The 12,823-nt window shown below is 69.4% G+C and carries 11 protein-coding genes; 5 read left to right on the top strand and 6 right to left on the bottom strand.

Translation table 11 applies throughout. The annotated features are described in order from the left end of the window. Positions 1-25: 25 nt before the first annotated feature. The 5 genes from phoU to ACG10_RS01845 all read right to left on the bottom strand — a co-directional run bounded on the left by phoU (position 26) and on the right by ACG10_RS01845 (position 6,937). Complete coding sequence (phoU, locus tag ACG10_RS01865; RefSeq protein ID WP_089166907.1) at positions 26-769, bottom strand: phosphate signaling complex protein PhoU; 744 nt, start codon at positions 767-769, stop codon at positions 26-28. 65 nt (positions 770-834) lie between these two features. Continuing rightward, complete coding sequence (gene pstB, locus ACG10_RS01860; protein ID WP_089166906.1) at positions 835-1,668, bottom strand: phosphate ABC transporter ATP-binding protein PstB; 834 nt, start codon at positions 1,666-1,668, stop codon at positions 835-837. An 82-nt stretch (positions 1,669-1,750) separates the two neighbouring features. Continuing rightward, positions 1,751-3,421 (bottom strand): phosphate ABC transporter permease PstA, encoded by a 1,671-nt coding sequence (pstA, locus tag ACG10_RS01855; protein WP_089166905.1) that lies wholly within the window; start codon positions 3,419-3,421, stop codon positions 1,751-1,753. A gap of 22 nt (positions 3,422-3,443) precedes the next feature. Further along, the gene (locus ACG10_RS01850) at positions 3,444-5,729 is read right to left on the bottom strand and encodes an ABC transporter permease subunit (RefSeq protein WP_089166904.1); all 2,286 of its coding nucleotides are present in this window, start codon (positions 5,727-5,729) and stop codon (positions 3,444-3,446) included. A gap of 239 nt (positions 5,730-5,968) precedes the next feature. Further along, entirely contained in the window at positions 5,969-6,937 is a 969-nt protein-coding gene (locus tag ACG10_RS01845) for a phosphate ABC transporter substrate-binding protein PstS family protein (RefSeq protein WP_089166903.1), read from the bottom strand. A 266-nt stretch (positions 6,938-7,203) separates the two neighbouring features. On the opposite strand from ACG10_RS01845, the gene ACG10_RS01840 reads away from it, so the two are divergent. The 3 genes from ACG10_RS01840 (at position 7,204) to ACG10_RS01830 (ending at position 9,575) form a co-directional block, all read left to right on the top strand. Continuing rightward, positions 7,204-7,602: an acyl-CoA thioesterase gene (locus ACG10_RS01840; protein ID WP_089166902.1), complete on the top strand. Its 399-nt coding sequence runs from the start codon at positions 7,204-7,206 to the stop codon at positions 7,600-7,602. A 103-nt stretch (positions 7,603-7,705) separates the two neighbouring features. Further along, positions 7,706-8,620 (top strand): D-hexose-6-phosphate mutarotase, encoded by a 915-nt coding sequence (locus tag ACG10_RS01835; protein ID WP_089166901.1) that lies wholly within the window; start codon positions 7,706-7,708, stop codon positions 8,618-8,620. 190 nt (positions 8,621-8,810) lie between these two features. Continuing rightward, on the top strand, positions 8,811-9,575 hold the full coding sequence (locus ACG10_RS01830) for a class I SAM-dependent methyltransferase (RefSeq protein ID WP_089166900.1): 765 nt from the start codon (positions 8,811-8,813) through the stop codon (positions 9,573-9,575). Between the two features lie 44 nt (positions 9,576-9,619). On the opposite strand, the gene ACG10_RS01825 is transcribed toward ACG10_RS01830, so the two are convergent. After that, on the bottom strand, positions 9,620-10,015 hold the full coding sequence (locus tag ACG10_RS01825) for an RcnB family protein (RefSeq protein ID WP_227028790.1): 396 nt from the start codon (positions 10,013-10,015) through the stop codon (positions 9,620-9,622). A gap of 328 nt (positions 10,016-10,343) precedes the next feature. Here ACG10_RS01825 and ACG10_RS01820 point away from each other — a divergent pair, with 328 nt between their 5' ends. After that, entirely contained in the window at positions 10,344-12,011 is a 1,668-nt protein-coding gene (locus tag ACG10_RS01820; RefSeq protein WP_039801253.1) for a SagB family peptide dehydrogenase, read from the top strand. An 18-nt stretch (positions 12,012-12,029) separates the two neighbouring features. Then, on the top strand, positions 12,030-12,815 hold the full coding sequence (locus ACG10_RS01815; RefSeq protein WP_089166899.1) for an ankyrin repeat domain-containing protein: 786 nt from the start codon (positions 12,030-12,032) through the stop codon (positions 12,813-12,815). Positions 12,816-12,823 lie beyond the last annotated feature (8 nt).

Genomic DNA, 12,823 nt, shown 5'->3' with positions numbered 1-12,823 from the left:
ACGAGCGGCAGGGCCTCTCCCGGCCTCAGTCCTGGACAGGCGTTTCGTCCGCTGCCGCCTCTCCTGCCGGCTTCTGGCGTGTCAGCCCAGTATGGCGCACATCGGTGCCACGCACCAGGTAGATCACCAGTTCGGCGATGTTGCGCGCATGATCGCCGATCCGCTCCAGCGAGCGCAGCACCCAGATGACGTTGATCACGCGGGAGATCGAGCGCGGATCCTCCATCATGTAGGTGACCAGTTCGCGCAGGGCGGTCTTGTACTCGCGGTCGACGGTCTTGTCGTACTGCGCCACCGACAGCGCCAGGTCGGCGTCGAAGCGGGCGAAGGCGTCGAGCGCCTCCTGGACCATCTTGCGCACCTGCTCGCCGATGTGGCGGATCTCCACGTAGCCGCGCGGCGACTCGCCCTCCTCGCAGAGCAGGATGGCGCGCTTGGCGATCTTGGTGGCCTCGTCGCCGATCCGCTCGAGGTCGATCACCGACTTGGAGATGCTGATGATCAGGCGCAGGTCGGAAGCCGCCGGCTGGCGGCGGGCGAGGATGCGGATGCATTCCTCGTCGATGCTGCGCTCCATCTGGTTGGTCTGGGCGTCGATCTCGCGCACCTGCATGGCGAGTCCCGAGTCGGCCTCGATCAGGGCGGTGACCGCATCGTTGACCTGCTTCTCGACCAGGCCGCCCATGGCCAGCAGGTGGCTGCGCACGTCCTCCAGCTCGGCGTTGAACTGCTGGGAGATATGCAGGGAAAGGTTGTCTTTGTCGATCATGGTTCGCTCCGCACAAAAGCTGAAGGCTTCAAGCTGCTTAATCCCGGTTTTCTGTCAGCCGGCCACTAGCCATAACGGCCGGTGATGTAGTCCTCGGTCTGCTTTTGCGCCGGATTGGTGAACAGAGTATCGGTGTCGCCGTACTCGATCAGCTTGCCCATGTACATGAACGCGGTGTAGTCGGACACCCGCGCGGCCTGCTGCATGTTGTGGGTGACGATGACGATGGTGTACTTGGACTTCAGCTCGAAGATCAGTTCCTCGACCTTGAGGGTGGAGATCGGGTCGAGCGCCGAGCAGGGTTCGTCGAGCAGCAGCACCTCGGGCTCCACGGCGATGGTGCGGGCAATGACCAGGCGTTGCTGCTGGCCGCCGGAGAGGCCGAGGGCCGACTCGTGCAGGCGGTCCTTGACCTCGTCCCACAGCGCGGCGCCCTTCAGCGCCCACTCCACCGCCTCGTCGAGCACGCGCTTCTTGTTGATGCCCTGGATGCGCAGGCCGTAGACCACGTTCTCGTAGATGCTCTTGGGGAAGGGGTTGGGCTTCTGGAACACCATGCCGACCCGCCGGCGCAGCTCGGCGACGTCCACGCCCTTGCGGTAGATGTTCTGCCCGTCGAGGTTGATCGCGCCGTCGATCCGGCAGCCGTCGACCAGATCGTTCATCCGGTTGAAGCAGCGCAGCAGGGTCGACTTGCCGCAGCCGCTCGGGCCGATGAAGGCGGTCACGCGGTGCTTCGGGATGTTCATCCGGACGTCGTGGAGCGCCTGCTTCTCGCCGTAGAACAGGCTGAGGCCGGGCACCTCGAGGGCCACCAGCTCGCTGGCGAGGTCAAAGGTCTGCTTCTTGCGGCCGAGGGCGTCGAGGTCGATGCCGTGGCTGGGGGATTCGTGTCGCATGACTCACTCCGTTCAAGCGTGGAGCCCGAAGCCGGCGGCCGCCACCCCTCGCGGGGTTGGCCCGCCGGCCTCCAGCCGGTGTTTAGTGTTCCAGCGCCTTGTACTTCTCGCGCAGGCGGTTGCGGATGTACACCGCACTCATGTTGAGCAGGGCGATCACCAGCACCAGCAGCAGTGCGGTGGCGTAGACCAGCGGACGGGCCGCCTCGACGTTGGGGCTCTGGAAGCCGACGTCGTAGATGTGGAAGCCCAGGTGCATGATCTTCTGGTCGAGGTGCAGGTACGGGTAGTTGCCGTCCAGCGGCAGGCTCGGCGCCAGCTTGACCACGCCGACCAGCATCAGCGGCGCCACTTCGCCGGCGGCGCGGGCCACGGCGAGGATCATGCCGGTCATCATCGCCGGGCTGGCCATCGGCAGCACGACTTTCCAGAGGGTTTCCGCCTTGGTCGCGCCGAGGGCCAGGGAGCCTTCGCGCAAGGCGCGCGGAATGCGCGCCAGGCCTTCCTCGGTGGCGACGATCACCACCGGCACGGCGAGGATCGCAAGGGTCAGCGAGGCCCACAGCAGACCCGGGGTGCCGAAGGTCGGCGCCGGCAGCGCCTCGGCGAAGAACAGCCGGTCGATCGAGCCGCCCAGCACGTAGACGAAGAAGCCCAGGCCGAACACGCCGTAGACGATCGCCGGCACGCCGGCCAGGTTGTTCACCGCGATGCGGATCACCCGGGTCAGCAGACCCTGCCTGGCGTACTCACGCAGGTAGATCGCCGCCAGCACGCCGAACGGGGTGACCAGCACCGCCATGATCAGGGTCATCATCACGGTGCCGAAGATCGCCGGGAAGATGCCGCCTTCGGTGTTGGCCTCGCGCGGCTCGTCGCTGACGAATTCCCACAGCTTGGCGGAATAGAAGCCGAGCTTCTCGCCGAGGCCCATGGCGTTCGGCCGGTAGGCGCGCACCACCTTGCCTAGGTCGATCTCCTGCTCGCGGCCGTCGGCCGTGCGCACCAGGATGCTGTCGCGGTTGAACTCCTGCTGCAGGGTGACCAGCCGGCCTTCCAGCTCCCGGTATTGGGCGTCCCACTGGGCGCGCTCGGCGGCCAGGTCGGCCTGGGCGGCGGCGTCCAGCGCGCCGTCGAGCTCCAGCGCGCGGGTCTTCAGGCGCAGCCGCTCGATGCCGTGGTTGATGCGGCCGATATCCTTCTTCTCCAGGGCAGCCAGCTGCGCGTGCAGCTCGGCGACCCGCTCGATGCGCTGCTGCAGCTCGGCCCAGGCGGCTTCGCCTTCGGCCACCAGCCGGCCACTTTCCTTGACGCCGAGCAGGTAGCCGTAGAAGTTGCCCCACTCGCGGCGCTCGAGCGCCACCAGGCCTTCCGGTGTGCGCGGATTGGCCAGCCATTCGCCGACCACCCAGCTGAAGTCGGCGCCGAACAGCTCGCGGTTGCCGACCTTGAGCAGCTCGCGGGTCATGAACTCGCCGCCCTCGACATCCACCGGCAGGCCGCTGGCGGCCAGCCGTGCGCGCGGCACCTCCTCGGCCTCCACCAGCTCGCCGGCGAGCACCCGGACCTCCTGGCCGGGAACCCGGTAGTCGGCTTCCAGCACGTCGGCCGGCCAGAAGTGGCCGAGACCGCGCACCGCGATCAGCGCCAGCAGGCCGATGGTCATGATCACGGCGATGGACACGCCGCCGCCGGTGAACCAGATCCAGGGCGAGCCGCTCTTGAACCAGGTCTTCAGATTTTGCCGTTTCACAGTCGTCTACCTTTCTCGGGACTCAGAGCGACGCATATTTCTTGCGCAGACGGGTGCGGATCAGCTCGGCCGCGGTGTTCATCACGAAGGTGAAGCTCAAGAGCACCAGCGCGGCGAGGAACAGCACGCGGTAGTGGGTGCTGCCGACTTCCGACTCGGGCATCTCCACCGCCACGTTGGCCGCCAGGGTGCGCAGGCCCTCGAAGATGTTGATGTCCATGATCGGCGTGTTGCCGGTGGCCATCAGCACGATCATGGTCTCGCCGACGGCGCGGCCCATGCCGATCATCAGCGCCGAGAAGATGCCCGGGCTGGCGGTGAGGATGACCACCCGGGTCAGGGTCTGCCAGGGCGTCGCGCCGAGCGCCAGGGAGCCCAGGGTCAGGCTCTTCGGCACGCTGAACACGGCGTCCTCGGCGATCGAGTAGATGTTCGGGATCACCGCGAAGCCCATCGCCAGGCCGACCACCAGGGCGTTGCGCTGGTCGAACGGAATGCCCAGGTCGTTGGACAGCCAGAGGCGCATGTCGCCACCGAAGAACCAGTTCTCCAGGTGCCCGCTCATGCCCAGGGCCAGGGCACCGACGGCGAGGATCACCGGGATCAGCAGGGCCGCTTCCCAGCCGTCCGGCACGCGCAGGCGGATGCTTTCCGGCAGGCGGCTCCAGCCGTAGGCGGCGGCGAGAATGCCCAGCGGGGTCAGCAGCAGCAGGCTGAAGATGCCCGGCAGGTGGGCCTCCACGTAGGGGGCGAGGAACAGGCCGGCGAAGAAGCCGAGGATCACCGTGGGCAGCGCCTCCATCAGCTCGATCACCGGCTTGACCTTGGTGCGCATCGCCGGGGCCATGAAGTAGGCGGTGTAGATGGCCGCGCAGATGGCCAGCGGCGCGGCCAGCAGCATGGCGTAGAAGGCCGCCTTGAGGGTGCCGAAGGCGAGCGGCGAGAGACTCAGCTTGGGCTCGAAGTCGGAGTTGGCGGAGGTCGACTGCCAGACGTACTTGGGCTCGTCATAGCTCTCGTACCAGACCTTGCCCCACAGGGCGCTCCAGGAGATTTCCGGGTGCGGGTTGTCCAGCTCGAAGCCCTGCAGCCGGCCGGCGGACTCGACCAGCAGTTGGTCGGCACGCGGCGACAGGGCAGCCTGCGCAGCGGCCCTGGCGACCGGCTCGACCAGCAGGGTGCGGTGCGCGGTGCTGTGGAACACGCCCAGGTTGCCGGCGGCATCCAGGGCGAGGAAGCCCTTGCGGCGCTCTTCGGGGAGGATCTGCACGATGGGGCTGTCGGCCAGCTGGAAGCCGCGGATGTTCTTCAGCTCGGAGCCGTTTTCGCCGCGCGCCATGAACCACTGCTGGATGCCGCCCGTGGAGTCGCCGACCATCAGCGAGATGCCGCCGAGCAGGGCGGTCACCTCGGTCACCTCGGCCTGGGGATCGGCGAGCAGCTTGTAGCGGCCGTTCAGTTTCTGCTGGCGCAGGTCGAACACGTCGGCGCTGGAACGTCCGTTGATCACGTACAGCCAGAGCTGGCGCGGGTCGATCAACAGCGCCTTGACCGGCTCGGCGAGCTGCGGCAGCTCGAGGCGCCGCTCGCCCAGGGTGACTTCGCCGGTCAGCAGGTTTTCCTCGCGGCTCAGTTCCAGGGCCAGCACCTGGTTGCCGGTCGAGCCGGCCAGCAGCAGCCCGTCGCTGCCGACGTTCATCGCTACCTGGTGCAGCGGGCGGCCCTGCGGATCGAGCTGGATCGGCGCCTCGCCGAACGGGTATTCGACGCGCGGACTGACGGTCTTGCGGTTATCCGGGTAGGTCACCCGGTAGGCATGGCCGAACACCAGCGCCTGGCCGTTGGAAAGGCCCAGCACCAGGCGGTTGCTGCCGGGCTGGTCCTGCCCCAGGGAGACGATCTCGCTGCCCTCGGGAACCGGCAGCGCGACCTGGCTGAGCAGTTTCCCGCCGTCCGCCTCGAAGAAGGACACCTGGCCACGGGCATCCAGGCGCATGGCGACCTGGTTCTGCTCCTCGACCGCCATCAGTAGCGCCCTGCCCTGCTCGGCCAGCCAGGCCGGCCGCTGCGGCTCGCCGCGCGCGCTCAGCTCGGCGCCCTGGAACATCGGCAGGACCACCTGGGCCAGATAGAAGAAGATCAGGGTGATGGCGCCCAGCACCGCCAGTCCGCCCACGGAGACGTACCAGCGCGCCAGGCGGTCCTGCAGGGCGCGGCGCCGGCGCTTGCGTTGCAGGGCGGGCGTATTGAAATCCAGGCGCGCCGTCTGGGGAGCGGCGGTGGAGAGGTCTTTGGCCATGTCGGTCATCGTTAGGGCTCGGTTGCATGGGCGTTCAGCTGGCCGTCGGGAGCGGCTGCACCGGCTTGGCGGCCTGGCCTTCGTTCGCCGTCACTTCAACGACCGTCGGCCGGCGGCACTCTAATCGCCATCTATGACAGAAAGATTACAGAGCGATGACGTGCCAAGGCCCGTCACTCGCAACGAGTGACGGGCACAGCGCTCCCGCTCTCAAGCCCCGGCGTCCGTACCGGGCGGGAAACCCCGGATTAGAGGCCGAGATCCTTCAGGGTCTTGTCCACGACCCGCTTGGGCAGCGGAATGTAGCCGTCCTTGACCACCACCTCCTGCCCCTGCCTGGACAGGACCATCTTGACGAACTGCGCCTCCAGCGGGCTCAGCGGCTTGTTCGGCGCCTTGTTCACGTAGACGTAGAAGAAGCGCGCCAGCGGGAACTTGCCGGCCAGGGCGTTGGCTTCGCTGGCCTCGAAGGGCTCGCCGCCCTTCTTCGACAGCGGCACGGCGCGCACGCTGGAGGTCTTGTAGCCGATGCCGGAGTAGCCGATGGCGTTCAGGGTGCTGGACACCGACTGCACCACCGAGGCGGAGCCCGGCTGCTCGTTGACGTTGGGCTTGAAGTCACCCTTGCAGAGGGCTTCTTCCTTGAAGTAGCCGTAGGTGCCGGACACCGAGTTGCGACCGAACAGCTGGATCGGCTTGGCCGCCCACTCGCCGGTCAGGCCCAGGTCGCCCCAGGTCTTGATGTCCTTGGCGCCGCCACACAGGCGGGTGCCGGAGAAGATGGCGTCGACCTGGGCGATATCCAGGGACTTGATCGGGTTGTCCTTGTGCACGAACACCGCCAGGGCGTCGATGGCCACCGGCACGGCGGTCGGCTTGTAGCCGTGCTTCTCTTCGAAGGCCTGCAGCTCGTTGTCCTTCATGGCGCGGCTCATCGGACCGAAGTTGGCGGTGCCCTCGGTCAGGGCCGGCGGCGCGGTGGAGGAACCGGCGGCCTGGATCTGGATGTTGACGTTCGGATACTGGCGCTTGAACTCTTCGCCCCACAGGGTCATGAGGTTGGCCAGCGAGTCGGAGCCGACGCTGGACAGGTTGCCGGAAACGCCGGAGGTCTTCTCGTAGGCCGGCAGGCCCGGGTCGACGGCGGCAACCGCGCTCGCGGTCGTTACACCAGCGGCGACGAACGTCATGGCCGCCATCAAACGCTTCAATTTCATGCCTTGCTCCCTAGCAGGACGGTATGGGTCGGATCGCGGGCCAGTATCGGAAGGCCGCGTGACCACTCTATGAACGAAACATGACAGCTTTATGACCTTAGCCAACCCCAGGGAACTTTTCCCACCGGCCCCGGTACAGAGCGCCGCACGCGCCGCGGCGCTGCTGCTTGACATTTCCGCACCGGCCGCTCTCGCCTGGCGCAGAGCCTTGCCGCTATAATCGGGGCCTCCTTCCTGCCGCCGGCTCAGCGCCCGACGAACCTCCCATGAACGAACTCGAACAGGACGACCCGGTGCCCCAGGGCGATCTGGCCCTGCAAATCACCGCGCTGCCCCGCGACGCCAACGGCTTCGGCGACATCTACGGCGGCTGGCTGGTCGCCCAGATGGACCTGGCCGGCACCGCCACGGCCAGCCGGCTGGCCGGCGGCCGGGTGGCCACGGTGGCGATCGACCGCATGGCCTTCATGGTGCCGGTGGCGGTCGGCGCCCAGCTTTCCTTCTATACCAAGCTCCTGCAGCAGGGCCGCAGCTCGATCCAGATGCTGGTCGAGGTGTGGAGCGACGACCCCCTGTCCAGCGACTGGCGCAAGGTGACCGAGGCGGTGTTCGTCTTCGTCGCCATCGACGGCGGCGGCCGCACCCGCGCGGTGCCGCGCCGCTAGGGCCCCCGTCCTCCTCGCCGGAGCGCCCCCCCTTCCGCGCGATGGAGCTTTATCCGTTGCGCAGGCTCTAATAGCAAATTATTTGCCTTGCGAGGATCTCGTCATGAACCAACACACCACCGCCCCCCAGGTCGAACGGGTCGAGATGGGCGATCTGCCCTGCTGGCGGATCACGACCGCCGACGCCGAACTGCTGGTCGCCGAACAGGGCGCCCAGGTGCTCAGCTACCAGCGCAATGGCGAACAGCCGCTGATCTGGCTCAGCGAACAGGCAGAGTTTCGCCGGGGTCAGTCGGTGCGCGGCGGCGTGCCGATCTGCTGGCCCTGGTTCGGCGACCTGGCGCGCAACCCGGCCGGCGTGCGCGCCATGCGCGGGGGGCACGCCCCGGCGCCGGCCCACGGCGAGGTGCGCGGCCGCGACTGGCAGCTGCAGGACATCGCCAGGGACAACGGCGCGGTGAGCCTGACCTTCAGCCTGCCGCAATCGGCGGCCGGCGAGCTGCCCGACTGGTCGCACGCGCTCGACCTGACCCTCGCCATCCGCCTCGACGAACGCCTCGACCTCCGCCTGACCACCCACAACCGCGGCAGCTACCGGGTCGCCCTGAGCCAGGCGCTGCACACCTACCTGGCGGTCAGCGACATCCGCGAGGCGAGCGTCGAGGGCCTCGACGGCCTGCGCTACATCGAAACCCTGGAGGACTGGGACGAGCGCCAGCAGCAAGGCATCCTGCAGTTCGCCGGCGAAACCGACCGCATCTACCTGGACACTCCGCCGCGCCTCGACCTGGTCGATCCCGGCTGGAAGCGGCGGATCTGCCTCGAAGCCAGCGGCTCGCATTCGGCCATCGTCTGGAACCCCTGGATCGACAAGGCCGCACGCCTCTCGCAGTTCGCCGACGACGCCTGGCAGCGCATGCTCTGCATCGAGACGGCCAACGTGCTGGAGGATGCCGTGGAGCTCGCCCCCGACCAGAGCGCCAGCCTCGGCCTGTGCCTGTGGAGCGAGCCGCTCTAGGGCCTGTTGACGTTTTGGCGTGAGCCGCGTTGCCGCGGCAAATGCCGCCAGGCAAGGCGCGGGGCGCCGGCAATGGTCATTCCCTTGCCAAGCCCCGCAACGCCGCATGGCGGCATTTGCCGCGCAACCCGAAGGGACGGGGCCCGCTCTCTGTTAAGGTCATGGCGTTCCCGCTGCCGAGCGCTTCGCCATGACCGAACCCCGCCCGTTCAAGGATCACTTCTCCGCGGCCGCCGCCGACTATGCCGCGCACCGTCCCCGCTACCCCGCCGCACTGATCGACTACCTGGCCGGCCTCGCGCCGGCCAGCGCCTGCGCCCTGGACTGTGGCTGCGGCAGCGGGCAGCTCTCGGTGCCGCTGGCCGGGCGCTTCGCCCACGTGGTGGCGACCGACGCCAGCGCGGCGCAGATCGCCAAGGCCGAGCCGCATCCGGGCGTGGACTACCGCGTCGCCCTCGCCGAGCACAGCGGCCTGCCGCCGGCCAGCGTCGATCTGCTCACGGTCGCCCAGGCCGCCCACTGGCTCGACCTCGAACGCTTCTACGCCGAAGTGCGGCGGGTCGCCCGGCCGAACGCCGTGCTGGCGCTGATCAGCTACGGCGTGCTGCACGTGGAAGGCCCGCCGGCCCCGCTCGTCGAGCACTTCTATTACCGGGTGCTCGGCCCCTGGTGGCCGGCCGAACGCCGCCATGTCGAGGAGGGCTACCAGAGCCTGCCCTTCCCCTTCGCGGAGTACCAGGCGCCGGCGCTGGCGATCGAGGTGCAGTGGACGCTGGCCGAGTTGCTCGGCTACCTCGACACCTGGTCCGCCGTGCGCGCACTGGAAAAGGCCCGGGGCCGCGCCCCGGTGGAGCGGTTCGCCGCCGAGCTGGCCGCGGCCTGGGGCGATCCCGGGGCGCGCCGCACGGTCCGCTGGCCGCTGGCGCTGCGCGTCGGCCGGGTCGAGGCGCCCTGACCCCGCATCCGCCAGCGCCGGCCCCCGGGAGGGCGGGCTGCCTCTCAGTCCAGCACCCCGAGCAGGGCTTCGTGGACGACGCCGCTGCGGCTGTCGATCAGCAGCAGACTGCTGCCGGCGCGGCGCCACTCGTAGCCGCGGTACTGCGGCAGGTGCTGCAGTTGCCGGGCGCTCAGGCGACTGCCCCAGCCGGCCGGCAGCGGCTTGCCCTTGACGATCCTCACGTGCGCCGGCACGGCCGGGCCGCGACCGATGTCGTGGCGATGGGCGTGGATCGACTGGCGCAGCGGGCCGAAATCCGCCGGCGGGCGCTGCTGCGCATGACTGTCGCGGTGGCGCCGGTCGTCCGGCTCGTGCCCATGGGCAGAAGCTGCCGGCACCAGGGCGCAGCCCAGGCAGAGCGCCAGGCCCAGGCCGGCGAGGAGACGGGTCGATTGCATGGGATGACCTCGAAACAGTGGATGACGGCATCCGGCAGCCGTCAGCGGCACCGGACGTGACGGCATCCTAAGTGCACCGCGGGCCGAAAAACCGTTGTCAGCCAGGCTTTACCCGGACTTTTACACAGGCCGGGGATTTGTCAGCCGAACCTTACACGGCGCCGGCGCCATGCACCGATTTCGCCCCTGCGCCCTGTCACAAAGCCGACAATGTCGCACCCCCGCCGCAGCGCCGGAGCGCAGCAACCCTTGCCAGACGGGCAATCCGCAGCCTGGTACTGCTCTTGCAAGTAAGCTCCCCCCGGCCTACAAGAATTCCATCAGAACCATGCCGCCCCAGACTCCGCCCGTCGCCCTGGCAACCGTGCTGGACTACCACCAGCGCACCAAGCACCGCTTCGAGGGCTATGCCCCCGGTCCCGGAACCCTCGACTGGGACGCCCAGCCGGCCCCCTTCCGCCACTTCGACGGCGCCGCGCAGATCGCCCTGCCCAGGCTCTCGGCCGTGCCGCCCGGCAGCGCCCTGCACGCCGCGCTCACGCGGCCCTTCGCGGCGCTGGACGATCCGCGCCAGGCGCCGCTGCCGCCGGATCTGGCCAGCCTCGGCGCCCTGCTGCAGCTGTCGCTCGGCCTCACCGCCTGGAAGCGCTACGGCCCGGACCGCTGGGCGGTGCGCGCCAACCCCTCCAGCGGCAACCTGCACCCGACCGAGGCCTACCTGCTGATCGCCGGCATCGACGCGCTGCAGGACGGCCTGTACCACTACCGTCCCGAAACCCACGCCCTGGAACTGCGCGCCGCGCATCCGACCGCCAGCAGGGCGCCGAGCCTGGCGATCCTGCTCAGCTCGGTGATGTGGCGCGAGGCCTGGAAGTACGGCGAGCGGGCCTTCCGCTACTGCCAGTTGGACACCGGCCACGCCGCCGGCGCCCTGCGCTATGCCGCCGCGGTGCTCGGCTGGCGGCTCGCGGAACAGGCCCACGTCGGCAGCGACACTCTCGCGCGGCTGGCCGGCATCGACCGGCTCGCCGAATTCCCCGCCCGCAAGCGCGCCGAAACCGAACTGGAAGAGGCGGAGATCCTCCTCGCCACGAGCTTCTGTGCCGCCGCGCCGGCGCCGCTGGAAAGCACCGCGCTGCAGGCGCTGGCCGAGCACTCCACCTGGCACGGTGTGGCCTCGACCATCGACCGCCATCCCATGTACAGCTGGCCGGCGATCGCCCAGGTGGCCGCCGCCACCCGTCGCGCCGATGGCCCGGCGCAGCCCGCCGCCGCCTTGCCGGCAGCCGCTCCGCGCGCGCCCGGCGAGGCCGCCAAGCCGGTGCAGGCGCTGCTCGGCGAACGGCGCAGCGCCCAGCGCTTCGACCGCCACCATGTGATGAGCCAGGCGCAGTTCGCCGCGATCCTCGCCCGCCTGCAGCCCGCCGGGCTGCCCTGGGATGTGTTCGCCGAGGCCCCGCGGATGGCGCTGGTGCTGTTCGTCGCCCGCGTCGAAGGGCTGACACCGGGGCTCTACCTGCTGCCGCGCAGCGAAGCGCAGCGCGACGCCCTGCGCCCGCTGCTGGCCGGGCGCTTCGCCCTCGCCCCGCTGCCCGGCCTCGAGCCCCTGCTGCAGCTGGCCAGCCTGGAGCCGCTCGAACTGCAGCGCGCCACCCGCAGCCTGCACTGCCACCAGGACATCGCCTCCACCGCCTGCTTCGCCCTCGGCATGCTCGCCGAGTTCGACGCCGCGCTGGCCGCCGGCCCGGCCGCCTACCGCAGCCTGTACCGCGAGGCCGGCCTGATCGGCCAGGCGCTCTACCTGGAGGCCGAGGCCCAGGGCCTGCGCGGCACCGGCATCGGCTGCTTCTTCGACGATCCGGTGCACGCGCTGCTCGGCCTCGACGGCAGCGCCTGGCAGACGCTCTACCACTTCACCGTCGGCCTGCCGGTGGAAGACCCGCGCATCGAATCCGCGCCGGCCTATGCCGACGACCACGACACCCTCCCCCACTGACGCCTGCGGAGACCCTTCATGGCCACAGCCGAACGGATTCCCTACCAATGCCTCTCCGCGGTCGAGGCCGCGGCCCTGATCCGCGCCGAGCCGGAACTCAGCCTGTTCGACGTGCGCGACATGCACAGCTACAAGCAGGAGCACCTGGACGGCGCCATGCACCTGACCGAGGACCGCGTGCCGATGTGGCTCGGCCGCCTGCCCAAGGAGAGGCCGGTGCTGATCTACTGCTACCACGGCAACGCCAGCAAGACCTTCGCGCAGATGTTCAGCGACTTCCGCTTCGCCCGCGTCTACAGCGTCGACGGCGGCTACCGGCCGCTGGCCACTGCCCTGACCGAAGCCGCAGCGCCGGGCGGCGCGCCCAGCGCCGAACTGGCCGCCTTCCTCGCCGAGTGGCAGTACCCGGCCAACGACCTCGAGGCCCGCGGCCAGCACGGCCTGACCCCCTTGATGCGTGCCGCCCTGCAGGGCCGCCGGGAGATCGTCCGCGAACTGCTGGCCCTCGGCGCCGATGTCCGCGCGCGCAACGACGACGGCAACACCACCCTCTGGCTCGGCTGCGTGTCCCGCGACAGCGCCTTGGTGCAGGACCTGATCGACGCCGGCATCGAGCTGGACAACCGCAACGACGCCGGCTCCACGGCGCTGATGTACACCGCCTCCAGCGACCGCCCGGAACTCCTGAAGATCCTCCTGGAGGCCGGCGCCGACCCGCAGGTGCGCAACTTCGACGACCTGCGTGCGGTGGAGCTGGCCGCCTCGCGGGCCTGCCTGAAACTGTTGCGACATACCGCCGACTGAGGAGCAAC

This window comes from Azotobacter chroococcum (genome assembly GCF_002220155.1).
GTDB lineage: Bacteria > Pseudomonadota > Gammaproteobacteria > Pseudomonadales > Pseudomonadaceae > Azotobacter > Azotobacter chroococcum.
This window is presented reverse-complemented; position numbering and strand designations above follow the sequence as displayed.